General features: G+C 33.1%; 17 protein-coding genes. 7 read left to right on the top strand and 10 right to left on the bottom strand.

The features are described from left to right. Positions 1 to 51: 51 nt before the first annotated feature. The 3 genes from RC62_RS12165 to cysC are packed head-to-tail and all read right to left on the bottom strand — an operon-like array spanning position 52 to position 2,254. A complete protein-coding gene (locus RC62_RS12165) occupies positions 52 to 1,011 on the bottom strand; it encodes a sulfotransferase family protein (RefSeq protein ID WP_055095499.1) in 960 nt (319 codons plus the stop codon). An 8-nt stretch (positions 1,012 to 1,019) separates the two neighbouring features. Beyond that, positions 1,020 to 1,703: an aspartyl/asparaginyl beta-hydroxylase domain-containing protein gene (locus RC62_RS12160; protein ID WP_055095498.1), complete on the bottom strand. Its 684-nt coding sequence runs from the start codon at positions 1,701 to 1,703 to the stop codon at positions 1,020 to 1,022. A gap of 17 nt (positions 1,704 to 1,720) precedes the next feature. Beyond that, positions 1,721 to 2,254 carry an adenylyl-sulfate kinase gene (gene cysC / locus RC62_RS12155; protein WP_055095497.1) on the bottom strand — a complete coding sequence of 178 codons (534 nt, stop codon included), beginning with the start codon at positions 2,252 to 2,254 and terminating at the stop codon, positions 1,721 to 1,723. A gap of 310 nt (positions 2,255 to 2,564) precedes the next feature. On the opposite strand from cysC, the gene RC62_RS12150 reads away from it, so the two are divergent. From RC62_RS12150 to RC62_RS12135, 4 genes are all read left to right on the top strand, one after another. After that, the gene (locus tag RC62_RS12150; protein ID WP_055095496.1) at positions 2,565 to 3,266 is read left to right on the top strand and encodes an SIR2 family NAD-dependent protein deacylase; all 702 of its coding nucleotides are present in this window, start codon (positions 2,565 to 2,567) and stop codon (positions 3,264 to 3,266) included. Beyond that, entirely contained in the window at positions 3,263 to 3,955 is a 693-nt protein-coding gene (locus tag RC62_RS12145; protein ID WP_055095495.1) for a sterol desaturase family protein, read from the top strand. The genes RC62_RS12150 and RC62_RS12145 overlap by 4 nt, the downstream gene beginning before the upstream one ends. A 90-nt stretch (positions 3,956 to 4,045) precedes the next feature. Next, positions 4,046 to 5,392: an adenylosuccinate lyase gene (gene purB, locus RC62_RS12140; RefSeq protein WP_055095494.1), complete on the top strand. Its 1,347-nt coding sequence runs from the start codon at positions 4,046 to 4,048 to the stop codon at positions 5,390 to 5,392. Between the two features lie 243 nt (positions 5,393 to 5,635). After that, positions 5,636 to 7,885: a cation:proton antiporter gene (locus tag RC62_RS12135; protein ID WP_055095493.1), complete on the top strand. Its 2,250-nt coding sequence runs from the start codon at positions 5,636 to 5,638 to the stop codon at positions 7,883 to 7,885. A 95-nt stretch (positions 7,886 to 7,980) separates the two neighbouring features. Here RC62_RS12135 and RC62_RS12130 read toward each other — a convergent pair whose 3' ends face one another. From RC62_RS12130 to RC62_RS12115, 4 genes are all read right to left on the bottom strand, one after another. Continuing rightward, entirely contained in the window at positions 7,981 to 8,619 is a 639-nt protein-coding gene (locus tag RC62_RS12130) for a peroxiredoxin (RefSeq protein ID WP_055095492.1), read from the bottom strand. A gap of 176 nt (positions 8,620 to 8,795) precedes the next feature. Then, a complete protein-coding gene (locus RC62_RS12125; RefSeq protein WP_055095491.1) occupies positions 8,796 to 10,016 on the bottom strand; it encodes an MFS transporter in 1,221 nt (406 codons plus the stop codon). 17 nt (positions 10,017 to 10,033) lie between these two features. After that, on the bottom strand, positions 10,034 to 10,948 hold the full coding sequence (locus RC62_RS12120; protein ID WP_055095490.1) for an AEC family transporter: 915 nt from the start codon (positions 10,946 to 10,948) through the stop codon (positions 10,034 to 10,036). Positions 10,949 to 11,012: 64 nt separating this feature from the next. Further along, on the bottom strand, positions 11,013 to 12,095 hold the full coding sequence (locus tag RC62_RS12115) for a serine hydrolase domain-containing protein (RefSeq protein WP_055095489.1): 1,083 nt from the start codon (positions 12,093 to 12,095) through the stop codon (positions 11,013 to 11,015). A 179-nt stretch (positions 12,096 to 12,274) separates the two neighbouring features. Between RC62_RS12115 and RC62_RS12110 the strand changes: the two genes are divergently transcribed. The 3 genes from RC62_RS12110 to meaB all read left to right on the top strand — a co-directional run bounded on the left by RC62_RS12110 (position 12,275) and on the right by meaB (position 14,627). Beyond that, the gene (locus RC62_RS12110) at positions 12,275 to 12,682 is read left to right on the top strand and encodes an Rrf2 family transcriptional regulator (protein WP_055095488.1); all 408 of its coding nucleotides are present in this window, start codon (positions 12,275 to 12,277) and stop codon (positions 12,680 to 12,682) included. 56 nt (positions 12,683 to 12,738) lie between these two features. Then, positions 12,739 to 13,380 carry an NAD(P)-dependent oxidoreductase gene (locus RC62_RS12105; protein WP_055095487.1) on the top strand — a complete coding sequence of 214 codons (642 nt, stop codon included), beginning with the start codon at positions 12,739 to 12,741 and terminating at the stop codon, positions 13,378 to 13,380. 149 nt (positions 13,381 to 13,529) lie between these two features. Then, positions 13,530 to 14,627, top strand: a complete 1,098-nt coding sequence (gene meaB / locus RC62_RS12100) for a methylmalonyl Co-A mutase-associated GTPase MeaB (protein ID WP_055095486.1) — start codon at positions 13,530 to 13,532, stop codon at positions 14,625 to 14,627. A gap of 70 nt (positions 14,628 to 14,697) precedes the next feature. On the opposite strand, the gene RC62_RS12095 is transcribed toward meaB, so the two are convergent. The 3 genes from RC62_RS12095 to RC62_RS12085 form a co-directional block, all read right to left on the bottom strand. Next, positions 14,698 to 16,632, bottom strand: a complete 1,935-nt coding sequence (locus tag RC62_RS12095) for an LTA synthase family protein (RefSeq protein WP_055095485.1) — start codon at positions 16,630 to 16,632, stop codon at positions 14,698 to 14,700. A gap of 49 nt (positions 16,633 to 16,681) precedes the next feature. Continuing rightward, entirely contained in the window at positions 16,682 to 16,909 is a 228-nt protein-coding gene (locus RC62_RS12090) for a hypothetical protein (RefSeq protein ID WP_055095484.1), read from the bottom strand. 101 nt (positions 16,910 to 17,010) lie between these two features. Further along, positions 17,011 to 18,396 carry an MATE family efflux transporter gene (locus RC62_RS12085; protein ID WP_055095483.1) on the bottom strand — a complete coding sequence of 462 codons (1,386 nt, stop codon included), beginning with the start codon at positions 18,394 to 18,396 and terminating at the stop codon, positions 17,011 to 17,013. Positions 18,397 to 18,560: the final 164 nt, after the last annotated feature.

Below are 18,560 nucleotides of genomic sequence, written 5' to 3'. Positions count from 1 at the left end.
AAAAATACACATAATTAAAACAGAAAGAAATTTCAACTCGATTTTCAAGTGTCAATATTCAACTAAGCTATTATTGAGTTTTTCATGCAAAATATCAAGCCTCGAAAAATCGATTTGCAAAACTTCTTCTTTATAAAGATCTCCTGAAAAAACAGCCGTTTCATTTTTAGAATGTTTTTTTAAGCGCTCAAACATTTTATGGAGTTCTTCATTAGAATAACAGACATTAATGAATGATGTGAATTTCTCAACGACACCTTTCATCCCTTCATTATAATTGAGCATTACAACATTTTGATCTGTTTGGTAAAAATCAAGAAATCCCTGAAAATATTTTTCCAGCACCAATGCGCCATATTGCTCAAAACTAACCTCATCGATTTCTTTAGCCGAAATCCCAAAAATAATCGAAGGCAATACATTAGGAACCATATGCATTCCCATCATTTTTTGATGTGATTTCAAAACCTCCGTCGGATTTCTGTAAAGCAATGCAAAAGGCGTTTCAGGAAAAAGTGATCTTAAATAATCTGCGTTAAAAATATGCCACGCATCAAGTTTTATGATTAAATTTCGTTGCTCCGGAAATCTTTTTTGCCCTAATAGATTCAGGACAGATTTTAAAAGCGTACTTTTTTCATCTGCTCTAAAAAGAGTACTTCTTACTATCTGATCAATAATTGGCGCTTCAGAGATCATTACGTTTTCTAAAGAAGTTGCTAAAGATTGGCTCAGCATTGTAGAACCGCATCTTGACACATGAAAAACAAATGATTTTAGCTCAACCGAAATCAAGTCATTAGACCAATCTATGAGATTATCTACGGTACTTATTACTTTAAATGGTTTTGAATTAAAATCATGGCTCTTGCATTTTGTGATAGTTTCATCAAAAAATGGTTCAGCATATTTTATATCGGCTAAATAAATCCATTCAAAATAAATCTCATTATCTTTTTCTATTAAGTTCACAGGAATCCAGTTGAAAAGCGGGTGATTGATGTTTTCCATTTATAATTTTATTTTGCCTGCAAGTCTGCAATAATTTTGGCTGCAGCTTCTGATGGATTTCGGGAAAGTTCAGCTATAATCTGTTGTTTTATTTCGTCTGAATATTGATTTTCTTTTGGCGGTTTATTTATATCAAATCCCATAGAAACAAACAACTTATCTGACCAGTCATTTCGTATACAATCCAGTGTGAGATGAATACGTGGCTTATAGCTCCTGTTTTCTACGCTATGCGGAAGCTGAAAATTAGCATACCAGCACTCTCCCATTTTCATGGGAACTAATTTTTTATCTACATAAAAAAGCACATCAGCATTTGTTATTATAGGTACATGAATTCTAAAAAAACCATCTTCATATGACGTATCATTATCTGTATGCTCCTTGATTTCGCTTTGAGGATCTAACCTGAGTAATCTTACAGCTTCTTTTTCGCATTGAAACCAGTCCATGATTTCTTTAAAATAATGGCATCGGTCCAGCAAAACTGTATTAATGTATTCTTTATTTGAAAAAGACATAATATCACTTTCCAAACCAGATTGCGACCTTAAAGAAATACTCGTCCAGTTTCCCTGATACCGATTCGTATTAAAATGTGGTGTCCATAAATCATTTTCGCATATTACAAGATCTTTTTGCAGTTTATCTATCGAAAACGAAACGGGCAGTTTATGAGAAGATGGATTCATATGCTGAAAGTATTAAATTATTCAAAATCAGATAAATTATTAAGGATAAAATTATAAAGTTTATCAGTCGAAAAAATTTCAGTTTCCAAATCAGTCCTTAAAACTAAATCTGCATTAGACGGAACCTCAAAAACATCGCTTATTCCTGTAAAATTATTAATTTTATTAAAGTCATTATCAGGCAGCAAAGCTTTTTTATACAGCCCTTTTGGATCTCTTTTAATAAGATTATTTATGGAACAGTCTAAATATACAGTTCGCACAAACTCATAAGTTCTGAGTTCATTACGCAGATTTTCATAAGGATTAATAACTGACATTAAAACGATTGTATTTTCTTCGATAAAATTTTGGCCTACCATAAACAAACGTCTGATATTTTCGCATCTGTCCTCTTTTGAAAATCCTAAATCACTGCAAATGGTTTTTCGATAAACATCTCCGTCCACTATTTCGACTTTATAACTTTTATCCATTAGCAAGTGGCGAACATTATGCGCTAATGTCGTTTTACCTGAACCTGACAATCCTGTAAACTGTATTAAAATCATTGAATAGCCATTTTGATTTGTGCTCCCTTAAAATTAAATAATTTGCATCAACCGGACAATAAGTATAAATACGCTTTTATTATCTGTAAAAATCAAAAGTCAAAATATGCCTTTAAGTACAGAATATTAGTAATTAGTTTTTTGATATTCACCGGCGTGCCGTAGGTATACAACAAAACGACCGCTATTATGTACCTACAGCAGGCTAAATTTATTGTAATTCCTATTTCTACCAACATTTAATAGCTAACGGCACAAAGTATAGGCTTTAATTCTTTTATTCGCTATTTTTATCTTTTAATTGAATATGATGAAAAAGAAATTGGTTGTTTTAACCGGAGCCGGAATTAGTGCTGAAAGTGGCATTAAAACTTTTAGGGACAGTGATGGTTTATGGGAAGGTCACAACGTAATGGACGTTGCAACGCCTGAAGGGTGGCATCAAAATCAGAAATTGGTTTTGGACTTTTATAATAAAAGACGCCAACAACTGAAACAAGTTGAACCTAATTCAGGTCATACAATCTTAGCCGAATTAGAACAGGATTTTGATGTGCACATTATTACTCAAAATGTAGATGATTTGCATGAACGTGCCGGAAGTACAAAGGTTCTGCACTTACATGGCGAATTACTAAAAGTAAGAAGTACTAAAAATCGTGATTTAATTCTGGATTGGAAAGAGGATTTATATACTGGTGATCTGGATGAAAACGGACATCAATTGCGTCCGCATATTGTTTGGTTTGGCGAAGATGTTCCCGCTCTTGAAGAAGCTATAGAAATTACCGAAACTGCAGATTATTTTGCAGTAATAGGAACTTCACTTCAAGTATATCCTGCCGCAGGACTAATATCATATACGTATAGTATTACACCGGTATTTTATATTGATCCAAAACCAATAGCAATCCCTAATATTCAGAATAAAGTGGAAGTTATCGCTAAAATCGCGTCTGAAGGTGTAGCGCAATTAAGAGAAAGATTATTTGAAATAGAAAAGAATACATGATTTTTGAAAGCTGGTTACAACAACTATCGCAGTTTAATTTATTTATACTTTTCATTTTCTTTCTGGCAGAAAATGCAACTCTTTTATTTCTTTCTGTCTTACTTGGCAAAATAATAGAACCTGAAAATACCAAACTCAATAAAAAAGACAGAAAATGGATTTTCACAACTCTTATTTGTAATACATTCATCACTCTTTTAGGATATGAGTTCTATTATTTTGAAATCATGAAAGTAGATTTTACACCATCAATTCTATCCATAATATTAGATACTTTATTGCTGATTTTTTTAATGGATTTTTTTATGTTTTGTTTTCATTATTTGGTACATCATCTAAAATGGTTTTACCCAATTCATCAGCTTCATCATACCCATATCGAAACGAGTGTCTATAGCTTATTTGTACTTCATCCTATAGAAACTTTAGGGTTTGGTATTATTTGGCTTTCTTCGATTACATTATTTCATTTTAACTTTATCAGTATTATTATTTACCTGGTTTTAAATCTTTCATACGGAATATTTGGACATTTAAAAACGGATATTTTTCCTGCTTTCTGGTATAAAAGTTACGTTACAAAATGGATATCGACCACAAAATTTCATGCAGACCATCATAAAAATGAATCTCATAATTTTGGCTTGTATTTTACTATTTGGGACAAAATTTTCAAAACAATAATTTAATTATTAGTTTCTGCCATAATAACTCTTCGGTAATTTTCAGAAGTTTTAACAATAGCTTATATTTGTGCCTTTCGAAAAAACAACATAACAATGACTACTCTAAACGAATTGAATGCTATATCACCAATCGACGGACGATATAGAAGTAAGACCCTTTCATTAGCACCATTTTTCTCTGAAGAAGCTCTGATCAAATACCGCGTATTAGTTGAAATTGAATATTTTATTGCTTTGTGCGAAGTTCCTTTGCCACAACTTACAGATGTAAATCCAAATTTATTTGACAGTTTACGTGATATCTATAAAAATTTCTCGACAGAAGATGCTCTTTGGATAAAAGAAACAGAAAAAGTAACCAACCATGATGTAAAAGCGGTAGAATACTTTATCAAGGATGCTTTTGAAAAATTAGGCTTATCTCAATATAAAGAGTTCATTCACTTTGGCTTAACGTCTCAGGATATTAATAACACTGCAATTCCGCTTTCTACAAAAGATGCTTTTGAGCAGGTTTATTTACCATCGCTAATTACTTTAATCTCTAAGTTAAAAGAATTAAGCGTAGAATGGAAAGACATTCCGATGTTAGCACGTACACACGGACAACCGGCTTCTCCTACTCGTTTGGGTAAAGAAATTTTGGTATTTGTAGAACGTCTTGAAGAGCAAATGCGTTTGTTGTTTAATATTCCGTTTGCTGCTAAATTTGGTGGAGCAACAGGAAACTACAATGCACATCATGTGGCATACCCACAAATTGACTGGAAACAATTTGGTAATAAATTTGTTGAAACAGATCTTGGTTTGCACCACTCTTTTCCAACAACTCAAATAGAACATTACGATCATTTTGCCGCATTTTTTGATGCCTTAAAAAGAATCAATACTATCGTTATAGATTTAGACCGCGATATCTGGACCTATGTTTCAATGGATTATTTTAAACAAAAAATCAAAGCCGGAGAAATTGGATCTTCTGCTATGCCACATAAAGTTAATCCTATTGATTTTGAAAATTCAGAAGGAAACTTAGGAATCGCAAATGCTATTTTTGAACATCTGGCGGCTAAATTACCCGTATCAAGATTACAACGTGATTTAACTGACAGTACTGTTTTACGTAATATTGGCGTGCCAATAGGACACACAATTATTGCCTTTGAAGCTTCATTAAAAGGATTGAATAAATTACTATTAAACGAAGCTAAATTTGCTGAAGATTTAGAAAAAAACTGGGCTGTTGTAGCAGAAGCTATTCAGACTATTTTGCGTCGCGAAGCATATCCAAATCCTTACGAAGCATTAAAAGGTTTGACAAGAACTAACGAGGCAATCGACAAAAAAGCGATTCATAATTTTATTGCAACTTTAGAAGTTTCTGATGCTGTAAGAGCAGAATTAATGGCGATTACTCCTAGTAATTACGTAGGAATTTAAAGAAAACTAAAAATATTTTCTCAAAAAAAGCTATCTTTATCGATAGCTTTTTTTATTTAATACCGGGAATTTAGCCCAGATTGCAATGAAAAGCCTTTTACGAAAAAAGCCATATTTTTTCGCAGGTACAGAGCACTCCCGAAGCCTCGGGAGAAGCAACTGGAACTGCTTAAAAAATAGGCGCTTTGAGTAAAAGCTTGAAATGGAAAGCTGGATTAGCTCCTTAATATAAAATACCACTTTATGATTGCCTTAAACGCCGCTGCAGAAACTACACACCACTTACAACCCCTTATCAGCGACTTGGGATTAATCCTGATGACCGCTGGAATTGCTGTTTTGATATTTAAAAAAATGAAACAGCCTTTAGTTTTAGGTTATTTGATTGCAGGATTTTTAGCTGGAAATCACTTTGACTTTTTCCCATCTATAACAGATATGAAAAGCGTTGAAGTATGGGCTGAAATTGGGGTTATCTTTTTACTATTTAGCCTTGGACTCGAATTTAGTTTTAAGAAATTAATGAAAGTTGGAGGAACTTCTTCCATCACCGCCATAACCCAAATTTTATTCATGACACTCATTGGTTATTGCGTTGGGCAATGGATGGGTTGGGGAAAAATGGATAGTATTTTTCTGGGGGCAACACTTTCAATTTCATCGACAACCATCATTATTCGGGCGTTTGATGAACTGGGAGTTAAAGGAAAAAAGTTTGCCGGAATTGTATTTGGTGCCTTAATCGTTGAAGATATCGTCGCGATTTTAATGTTAGTTCTATTATCAACAATTGCAGTGAGCGACCAGGTTTCAGGCGGTGCATTATTACAATCTGTTTTAAAATTAATCTTCTTTTTAATTATATGGTTTTTAGGCGGAATCTTTATCATTCCAACAATCCTTAAAAAGGCAAAACATCTTTTAACAGATGAAATGTTGCTGATTATATCGTTAGCACTTTGTTTAATGATGGTTATGTTTGCCGCAAATGTAGGCTTCTCCCCTGCTCTTGGTGCATTTATTATGGGATCTATTATTGCAGAAACTACACAAGCCGAAAAAATTGAACATTTGATCCAGCCTGTAAAAGATTTATTTGGCGCTGTTTTCTTTGTATCTGTGGGAATGTTAATTAATCCGGAAACTTTGGTGACCTATATGTTGCCGGTTGCCTTAATAACCCTTCTGACTATTTTTGGTAAAGCATTTAGTTCATCTATCGGAGCTTTATTATCAGGACAACCACTGAAGCAATCTGTTCAGACAGGTATGAGTTTGGCGCAAATTGGGGAGTTTTCGTTTATTATTGCGACTCTTGGTATGACGCTTAAGGTAACGAGTGATTTTTTATATCCTATAATTGTAGCTGTATCTGCAATAACAACATTTACGACTCCATTTTTGATTAAATATTCTGATCCGTTTTCTGGATATTTAGAGCAAAAATTACCTAAAAAATGGATTAAAAATATTAACCGATATAGTGTAAATGCACAAGCAATAAAATCTGTTAGTACATGGCAGATTGTTCTTCGTGCTTCTATAACTCAGATAATATTACATACTATAATTATTACAGCTATTATATTATTGTCGGCTAAATTTGTAGCGCCTTTAGTCGCTGATACACGCTTTGGCAATACTCTTGCTGCATTGATTACACTGGTTGTAATTGCACCTTTTTTATGGGCACTTTCTTTGCGACGTGTAAAAGTTACCGAAGTAGAAGAACTTTGGGAAGAACGAAAATATCGTGGCGCACTTTTGATGCTGATATTGATTAGAATGAGCCTTGGTTTATTTTTCGTTGGTTTTTTATTGAATATCTTTTTCTCGCCTTTAGTAGCTTTTGTGGCTTTGATAATTGCAATTGGAGCTTATCAATTGTTTCCTAAAAGATTAAACGAACAATATCATAAAATCGAAAATCACTTTTTAAAGAACCTAAACGATCGCGAAAACAAAAAGATCGACAGAAGATATGCCAATTTAATGCCTTGGGACGGTCACATGTCTATTTTTGATATTGGTAAAGAATCAAATCTGGCTGGTAAAACTTTAGAAGAATTACGCATTAGGGAAAATATGGGAATCAATATTGCTTTTATCAGACGTGGTGAAATCACAATCCCGATCCCTACTAAAAACGAACGTTTATTTCCCGGTGACGAAATTTGTGTTATTGGTACAGACGAGCAAATTACACAGTTTACGAATTATTTGCAAAAGGAAATTGAAGCTGCTAAAAACATCGATGAATCAGATATTGTATTGCGCCAAATGGAAATTTTTAATCAGGAATTTATCCAAAAAAGCATTGGTCAGTTTAGAGGTAAAACTGGCGGACTTGTAGTGGGAATCGAAAGAAACGGTAATCGAATTTTAAATCCGGAATCACAATTGCTTTTAGAAAAAAATGATATTATTTGGGTTGTGGGTGATAAAAAACGAATGAACGAACTCATGAAAAAGAGTGTTCATGTAGAGTTATAAATAAAGTTACTAAGAGGCTAAGTTTCTAAGATGCTGAGTTTTTTTATATAAAACTTTTAAATCTTAGAAACTTAGCCTCTCAGCAACTTAGAAACTTATTTATTAGGTTGCGGTGTCATTCGCAAATAAGGTTTGATAGGGGTATGTCCTTTTGGAAATTTCGCCGGAATATCACTATCCGGAACAGCAGGTGTAATAACAACATCTTCACCGTCTTTCCAGTTGGCAGGAGTTGCTACACTGTAATCTGCGGTTAATTGTAAACTATCGATAACACGAAGTAATTCATCAAAATTTCTTCCTGTTGATGCCGGATAAGTCAATGTCAACTTTATTTTTTTATCAGGTCCAATTACAAAAACAGAACGTACTGTAAATTTTTCACTTGCATTAGGATGCAGCATATCATATAAAGTCGCTATCTTTTTGTCTTCGTCAGCAATTATAGGAAAGTTAACGGTTGTATTTTGAGTTTCATTAATGTCTTTAATCCATTCTTTGTGTGACTCAAGACCATCTACACTCAACGCAATAACTTTTGTATTTCTTTTTTTAAATTCAGGAACATAATTGGCAACTGTTCCTAATTCTGTTGTACAAACAGGGGTAAAATCTGCAGGATGCGAAAATAAAACACCCCATGAATCTCCTAACCATTCATGAAAATTGATTGGCCCTTCGGTTGTTTCTGCATGAAAATCTGGAGCAATATCTCCTAATCTTAATGTTGACATAATTATATTTTTTTAGTTCATCTAAAATTAACTAAAAAACAGATAAGGAAAACATCAATTTTTTAAAAATAAGTTAAAATTCTATTTTTTCTATCGAGTTAGTATTTAAATTCTAAAAACTATGTGCAAAATACTAAACCATTTAAAGAAAACTTTTACTGAGAAAAAAATCTATCTTAATTCTTCTTCTTTTGAATGTTTGGTAAAAAATAAGCCAGAACGCCAATCAATGGCAGGTAAGAACTTACTTTATAGACATATTCAATACTGGTTTGATCTGCAACATAGCCCAAAATAGCAGATCCTAAACCTCCCATTCCAAAAGCAAATCCGAAGAACAAACCTGAAATCATGCCCACTTTTCCCGGTTTTAATTCCTGTGCAAAAACCAATATTGCAGAAAATGCCGAAGCAATTATAATCCCGATAATTACAGCCAAAATACCTGTCCAGAACAAATTAGCATAAGGCAAAAGCAAGGTAAATGGTGCCGCACCTAAAATAGAAAACCAGATAATATATTTTCTTCCAAAATGGTCTCCTAAAGGACCGCCTATTAAAGTACCAGCTGCCACAGAAGCCAGAAAAATAAATAAGTATAATTGAGAATCCTGTACTGACATAGAAAATTTACTCATTAAATAAAAAGTAAAATAACTTGACATACTAGCCATATAAAAGAATTTTGAAAAGATCAACAACAATAAAACAATAATGGAAATTGTAATTTTCTTGTTTGACAATAACACTTTCTCTTCTTCTAAACCTGATTTTTTAGCAGCTCTCAGCGCCATATGATTTTCATACCAAAGTGCAATTCTCGATAAAATCAGAATTCCGATAACTCCGGCAATTACAAACCAAATTACATAAGATTGTCCATGTGGTGCAACTACCAGTGCTACTAATAAAGGACCAATTGCGCTTCCTGCATTTCCTCCTAATTGAAAAATTGATTGTGCCAGTCCACGTTTACCTCCGGAACCCAAAAAAGCTACTCTTGAAGCTTCGGGATGAAAAATAGACGATCCTATACCTACAAAAGCAACTGAAACCAATATCATCCAGAAAGAGCTGGCAAAAGACAATAACCCTAATCCTACAATGGTAAAAATCATAGAGATTACAAGTGAATATGGTTTTGGCTTTTTATCTGTATAGAGACCAACAAAAGGCTGTAATAAAGATGCTGTAAGCTGAAAAACAAATGTAATTAACCCAATTTGTGTAAAACTTAAACTGAAGTTTTCCTTTAAAATAGGATAAGTTGCAGGAATTACTGCCTGCATTAAGTCGTTTAATAAATGTGCAAATGCAATTGAAAATAAGACTGAGTAAACTGTTTTTTGAACTAAAGCATTGCTGTCAGCAGCAATTGTTTGTGTAGATGAATTCATGATTGTTTTAACCAAAATTAAATGACAAAACTAACGATAAAATACCATATAGCCAGTGTTAAAAATGAAATAGGAATTCCAAAACCAATCATCATACTGCTTAATTTTGGTTTTAAACCATAACTCGATGCTAAGATTGCCCCTGTAATCATGGGTGCCATCGCAATTTCCATAATAGTTATTTTAATAGCCTCAGAATGCTGGTCAAAAATAAAAACATATACTACCAAAATTATAAGAGGCGTTACAATAAGCCTGAAGAAAAGTCCGAGCCAAAGAAATCGCCAATGCTGGCTTTTTCGATCAAAGGTAAGTTGTAATCCTACTGAAAGTAAAGCGAGTGGCGTTACTAAACTGCCTGTTTTTACCAAAACATATTGTAGATTTTGATCCAGATCGTACTGAAAAACATTCATTAAACAAGCCACCATAAAAGTAATAAAAGGCGGAAAAAAGATTATTTTTTTGAATATACTAAAGCTATCAGGACTTCCTTTTGAATAAAAAGCTGCAACAAAAACCCCCAGAGTAGAAACCACCACAAAGGTTCCGGGCTGATCTACAAGAATAGCGGTTTCTAATCCTTTTTTACCAAATAAAGCTTCAATAATAGGATATCCTAAAAAAGATGAATTACTTAATCCTGCCGTAAGAACCAAACAGCCAATAAGTTTATTCGACCACCCCAATCGTTTACCTAAAAAATGAAAAAATACAAAAGCCAGTAAAAAACTAATCCAGCCAGCTAATATTGGAAACAGCAATTCGGTACTCCATTTTATTTTTGGAATATGATATAAGGTTATTGCCGGGAGGCATATATAAATAACAATTTTGTTTAAAACCTTATAAATGTGAGTTGGAAATTGCTTTATATGTTGCAAGATGAGACCTAAGGCAAGAAAGAAAAATATAAGTATAAAATTGTTCATGGCGGTAAAAGCATCAAAAATAAGAATTTATAAATAGCTGTATTTTAAACCCTGACAAAACATGTTAACTGCCATAATCTTTTTTTAATTTTCTCATTATTAATCGTACTCCGTTTACCGTCGCTTCATTAAAAGAATTGGTAAAAATAATATAACCAATACCTTTTTTTCTATCAATCGCTGCAATTGTATAATAAGTTCCCGCAGTTCCGGAATGTGTAGAAAAATCCTGATTGTTCTCATAACTATTAAACCATCCCAGAGAATATCCTGCAATACCTTTATGAATAAAAGTATAGGTAGTAGCTTTTAAGTAATTATCATGCCCCTGAAGTCCCTGAATATTAAGCTGAATAAACCTGATATAATCCGTAAGTTTAATATTAATATCGCCAGCCGGTTCTGTATAATCCAAACGATAATCTGTGTTTGAAGGAACAGGAGTTAATTTATTATTTTCAAATGAATGTCCCCAGGTATCTTTTGCAATTTGATTTTCAGGCCATGATAACTTAACGTTCAGTTTTAAATCTTTATTAAAAACTATATCTACCAATTGTTCCCAACTTTTACCGGTAACTTTTTCAGTCATCATGGTTGCTAAAGTATAGCCAGCATTAGAATATACATATTTATGCTCTGAGTTAATTTCGACAGGATCTAATGTTAGTATGTATTTGCCAAACTGATCTCTTTTTTCTTTTGGGTTTCCTTTAAAGTCTGGAATTATTGGATCATTTTCTCCTTGAAAAGGCTGAATTCCGGCTTGATGAGATACTAGTTTTTCGAGCGTTATCTCATAATATTCCGCCTTTGATGCTTTCTTTAAATCCGGAAACAAATCAAAGAATTTCGTATTCCACTTTAATTTTCCTTTCTCAACATATTTAGCAATTATAAATGCCGTCATTGCTTTTGTGTTAGATCCAATATGAAATCGATCATTTAAATCAGCAACATCTTTGAGATCAACTGAATGTACCCCCAATGCTTTAATTTCTAAAATCTTATCTCCTGATATCACGGCATAACTCAGTTCAGGAATTGCATTCGATACCCGAATTGAGTCAGCAAACTGAGCATGATTTTGTCCCGATATTAAAATGGGTAAACAGCAGAAAAATACAAAGCTTACTATAAATTTCATTGTTGTAATGGATAAAGTTGCTAATTAATTACAAATCTAGCATTAATAAAAAAGAAGGAGCTTTTGAAATTGTTTTTATTTTAAAAGCTTAATAGCATTTATGTTAAAAATTAATTTTTCGTTAAAAACTTTTTTTTTCTCTCAAACATAATTACATTTGTAACATATTTTATTACAGTATGATTTCAGGTAAATTTGCCATAACGATTCACATTCTTACTTTACTCACTAAATTCCCTAATGATTATTTATCATCTGAATTTATTGCGGGAAGCATTAATTTGAATCCTGTTTTGGTTCGAAAAGAAATTGCCAACTTAAAAGCACATCATATTGTAGAAAGTAAAGAAGGTAAAAACGGAGGAACAAAATTAGCGGTAGACTCCACTAAAATTACATTAAAAGAAATTTTCGAAATGACTTTTGAAACCATCAATCTTGGCTATGCAAAAAATCAGCCTAATCCGGATTGTCCCGTTGGTAAAAAAATCAATCAAAATTTGAGTGCTTTATATGCTGACATGAATCAAAAAGTGAGCTTGCAATTAGACGGTATTTCTCTCGAAGATTTTTCAAATCAATTCTAAACCTTTTTTTACCTAAAACTGTAACATTTTTTATTACTAATTAAATATAATATATTATGAAAATCGCAATTATTGGAGCAACAGGATTTGTAGGCTCAGCCATTTTAAACGAATTAGCAAACAGAAATCATGACATTACTGCAATTGCAAGAAACCCAAAAGACACAACAAATGCAACCTGGAAAAGTGCTGATATTTTTAATGTTGATGCTTTGGCAGAAATTCTAAAAGGAAACGACGTTGTAATCAATGCTTATAATTCAGGTTGGACGAATCCAAATATTTACGATGATTTTATTGCAGGATCTAAAGCCATTCAGGAAGCGGTGAAAAAATCCGGTGTTAAACGTTTTATTACAATTGGAGGAGCAGGAAGTTTATTTGTAGCTCCGGGTTTGCAAGCAGTTGACACACCTGATTTTCCTAAAGAATATCATGCCGGTGCAACAGCTGCAAGGGATTATCTAAATATTATTAAAGAAGAAAAAGAATTAGACTGGGCATTTTTTAGTCCGGCTTTTGAAATGCATCAGGGAATTACAACCGGAAGAACAGGAAAATATCGTTTAGGTCTGGACAATCCGGTATTTAATGACGAGCAAAGAAGTATACTTTCAGTTGAAGATTTAGCAGTTGTAATTGCTGATGAAGCCGAAAACGCAAAACACCACCAAGTTCGTTTTACAGCAGCTTATTAAAACACGATTTTCACGAATTAGATTACTAAGAATAAAAGCAAGTACTGTATTTCATTCGTGGTAAACAAACTCAACAGTTTCAAAAGGGTTAATTGTCTTTTTGAAACTGTTTTTGTTTTCTGTACTTTTACAGTATCAAAAAGTACATTTTGTCAAGTTCAAAAAATCAATCCAGCAGTTTACAAGAAAAAGCCGGGATTTCACCACCTGAAATCACCAATGATGCTGCTATCAATCTAATTAAAAAAAACAGAAGACAACAACCCTCTTCTATTGAAATGATTGACGGTATTATAAACGGAAATATTACATCCCTTAGCCGCGCCATAACTTTGGTAGAAAGTACAAATTCTACTCACACTGCAAAAGCAAACGAAGTCATTAATGGCTGTTTGCCCTATGCAAATAAATCTATCAGAATAGGAATCACAGGAGTTCCTGGTGTTGGCAAAAGTACTTTTATTGAAGCTTTTGGAAGTTTCCTGACTCAACTGGGTAAAAAAGTTGCTGTTCTGGCCGTTGATCCAAGTAGTTCACTTTCACACGGAAGTATTCTTGGAGATAAAACACGCATGGAAGAATTAGTAAAGGATGAAAACGCTTTTATAAGACCAAGCGCTTCCGGAGATACACTGGGCGGTGTAGCCAGAAAAACACGTGAATCAATCATTTTATGTGAAGCCGCAGGTTTTGATACAATCATTATCGAAACAGTTGGTGTTGGACAAAGTGAAACTGCCGTTCATAGTATGGTTGACTTTTTTTTATTATTGAAAATTTCCGGTGCCGGCGATGAACTTCAAGGCATTAAACGTGGTATTATGGAAATGGCAGATGCAATTGTCATCAATAAAGCTGACGGAGATAATATAAAAAAAGCAAATCAGGCAAAACTGGAATTCAACAGGGCTTTGCACTTATTCCCTCCAAAAAAATCAAACTGGCAGCCAAAAGTCACGACTTGCAGCGCTATTACAAAAGAAGGCATTGCTGAAATTTGGAATACAATTTCTCAATATTTTGAACTGACAAATCAATCCGGTTTCTTCCAGGAAAAAAGGAAAGAACAAAATCATTTCTGGATGATGGAAACAATTAACGAGCAATTAAAATTGAATTTCTACAATCAGCCTGAGATTATTTCGCAATTAGAACAAAACAAAAAAGCAGTGCAAAACGATGAAATATCACCTTTTGCAGCTGCTCAGAGTTTGTTGTCGTTATATTTTAATAAAGGTTCAAAGTAGCAAAGGTTCAAAGCTACAAAGTTTTTTACGCTTTGTTTCTTTGAACCTTTGCATCTATGTTCCTTTGAACCTATTTCTTCCTCAACTTATACTTATTCTCTTTATATAAATTTCCTGCTGTAATTACATGTGCCAAAGCATCTTTTGCTAATTCTTCATTTAATTTTACAGGAACTAAAGTCGTATCATTTTTGATTTCGAATTGCAAAGGTTTCAAATTAGGCTGCATGATTACAACTTGATTTTCGACTCTGAAAGCATTGATATCATTAAACTGCATGATTGATCTTCCTTGTGTTTTTGGATCTAATTTATTTAGATTTCTTCCTACCATTGGTGTTTCAAACGGAACTCCTAAATAGCTTAATAGCGTTGGTGGAATATCGATCTGACTTGCAAGTTTGTTATAAACAGTTCCTTTTTGAACTCCTGGTCCCATAATCAAAGCCGGAATATGAAATTTATTAATTGGAACTAAATTTTTTCCGTAAGTCCTTGTATTGTGATCTGCTATTACAATAAAAATAGTGTTTTTGAAATACGGTTCTTTTTTAGCCATTTCAAAAAACTTTCCAATAGAGAAATCAGCATATTTCATGGCATTATTTACCGTTGCAGGTATTTTGTCATACGGTTTGATTCTTCCTGCCGGATATTCAAAAGGCTCGTGATTTGAAGTTGAGAACATTAATGAAAAGAAGGGTTTATCTCCTTTTCCTTTAAAATAATTATTTGCTTTAGTTACTAAATCTTCATCAGAATAACCCCAGGTTCCTTTAAACGCATATTTATTTCCATCTGAGTCAAAATCTTCCTGATCTACAATATCTTCAAAACCATTTCCATTAAAAAACGAAGCCATGTTATCAAAATTAGCCATTCCGCCATAAATAAAACTGGTATCGTATCCTTTTTGTTTTAAAGCATCAGCAAGTGTAAAAAATCCCTGTTGAGAGTTTCCAAGTTTTACAACACTTTCTGATGGTGAAGGTAAAAATCCGGTTACCACAGCTTCAATTCCACGCACACTTCTAGTTCCCGTGCAATATAAATTCGTAAACAACAATCCTTCTTTTGATAGTTTATCAAATTCAGGCGTTAGTGGTTTTCCACCTAAAATCCCAACATATTCAGCACCTAAACTTTCTTGTAGAAAAATTACTAAATTATATGGTTTCTTTAAAAGTGTATCCGGTTTCTGCACATGAAGAAACGGAATCTCAGCATCTGTAAAATCATTTGGTCCGGCAATCATGTATTTTTTTACACGAGCAATTGCTTCGGCTTCCTCCATTTTACCATACATCTTCGTGTTTCCTTCATTTTTAATCGAATAAGCTGCAAAAGCTACGGTATAAAATGAATTTAATCCCAAAGTATTCGTTAACTGATCTGTTGAGAAAACTGCATTACTGGCATTGATAGGACGTTTTGAAGTAAGACTTGAACGGGCTCCAAAAAACAATAAAAAAGCAACTAATGGAAAAGCTATCAGTTTGAATTTATATTCGGTACTTGTAGTATGAAAATACTTTTTACCTTTCTTGAAAGCAAAATACAATACAACTCCTAAAATTATAAAAGTGACAATGATCGAAGTCAGGTAGCTTTTTAAAAGCATCCCAACAACTTCTTTAGGATAAATAAGATAATCTAAGAAAATCTTGTTTGGTCTTGTATCGTATTGTTTCACAAAATCCGGCGAAGCCAATTCTACAAAAAGAATAAGAAACAGAAATAAAAAGCTATAAATCACCAAAAAATTATTGGTAAACTTCAGTGCTCTATTCGGCAGAAAAGTAATTAAAACTGCCGGCAGAAATGACAAATAACACAATAAAATCAAATCCATTCGAAGTCCGATTGGAAAGATATACCAGAAATCCGGTGTCTGCTCTACTCTTTCTTTAAAAAGAAAAAACAGAAATATTCTACTTAAAGTTGTAATCAATAATCCGATTAAGATAAAATTGAAAATAGGTTTTAAATAACTTAATTTTTTCATTAGATGATTTTATATTTAGACAGATAATAAGACGAACAGTTATTCGTTTTTATTCTTCGTAACGTTTTATTTCCCTGTCGTAAAATTCATTCGCAAGAACAATTAAACCTTCCATTTCGGCATTTAATTCTGCTTCGTCAAGATCTTCTGCTTCTTCCATAAACTCAACCTCATCATCTTTTAAGTTGATAATAAATCTTGGGTAATCAAGGTGAATGATGAAAATATCATCTGGAAAATCAGTGTTGTCTCCGAGTAAAAATTTAGGTAATTCCATTTTTATTTATTTGTTATTTTGTTCTTATCTTCTTTTTCCACTGATTGCACTTTAAAATAATTCTTTAGACAATCTGTGGTAATTTTATTCAAGTTTCAAATTTAACTATTTGAAAGTGAATTTTGGATTAATTTTTTTGTAAGGTAATGAAAACGAATATACAGAAAAATTGCTGCAGACGTTAATCCTGCCAAAAGCCCGATCCAAACTCCCTGCGCCTTTAATTCAGTATATTCAGCCAGATAATATGAAATAGGAAAACCTATAACCCAATACGCCACAAATGTGATGTACATAGGAACTTTTACATCTTGCAATCCTCTCAAAGCTCCAAGAACCACTACCTGAATTCCGTCAGAAATTTGAAAAACTGCTGCTATCAAAAGCAATTTCGATGCTATAGATATTACTTCGCTATTATCGAGAATTTGTCCACTGTTCTCCATATTTAAAAAGATATGAGGAAGAAAATTATGGAAAGCCACAAATAAAACAGCAAAAATAGTCTCTATTATAATGGCCAATAAAAATATAGAACGCGCTACAACAATTAAGTTTTTAAAATCCTGCAAACCTCTTTGATTACTTACTCTGATCATCGAAGTTACACTTAATCCCATTGCAAACATAAAAGTCAGTGATGCAAGGCTTAAAGCAATTTGATTGGCTGCCTGACTCGTTTTACCAATATTACCACAAAGCCAGATTGATGCCGTAAACAAAACGACTTCAAAAAGCATTTGCATTGCCGACGGAAATCCTATACTTATGATTTTTTTTATGGTTTCTTTTTTAATCTCGTCAAAACTGAAATTTTTAAAGAAACGCTTTAAGTCGTTTCTTCTCGACAACATAATATGCATGAACATTACTAAAAATATTCTTGAAATAACGGTTCCTAAAGCTGCTCCTATGATTCCCATTTTAGGAAAAATCCAGATTCCATATATCAACATATAATTAATCCCAACATGCAGCACATTTGCCATAATCATGGCATACATTGAATATTTTGTCAACGATAATCCGTCAGCAAATTGTTTGTATCCCTGATACATGATTAAAGGAATTAAGGAGAAAGCTACCCAATCAAGATATGGTTTTGCAAGTGCGATTACATCTGCAGGTTGTTGCAGCAATTCCATTATAGGTTTTGCCAGAACAATTACACCAAAAAGTACCAGTCCTAAAACAGTACACAAAAATAAACCATGATGAAATGCTGAACGAATCTTGCTGTCATTTTTCTCTGCATCGCCTTCGGCCACAATTGGCGTAATTGCTGTCGAAAAACCAATTCCTAACGACATCGCGATAAAAATCATGCTGTTTCCCAATGAAACAGCTGCGAGCTCTGTACTTCCTAATTTCCCTACCATTATATTATCGACTATACCTATTAAGGTATGGCCAACCATTCCTAATATAATAGGGTATGCTAATCTTAAATTATATGAAAACTCCTTTGTATACTGCGCAAAATTCACTTGTAATCTTTTTTAGTCGGCAAAGATAATCAGAAGCTTTGGATTCTTTGATATTATTAAAAACATAAGCTAATATTAAGACGATTTTACACGAACACTAATATTATATAACAATTATTAAAAATTATATAACAACCTCCTTAGGGCTTGAAAGTATTTTTACA

The sequence above is a fragment of the Flavobacterium aquidurense genome, from assembly GCF_001404985.1.
Lineage (GTDB): Bacteria > Bacteroidota > Bacteroidia > Flavobacteriales > Flavobacteriaceae > Flavobacterium > Flavobacterium aquidurense_B.
The sequence above is the reverse complement of the archived record's forward strand: the minus strand, read 5'-3'. Positions and strand labels throughout refer to the sequence as shown.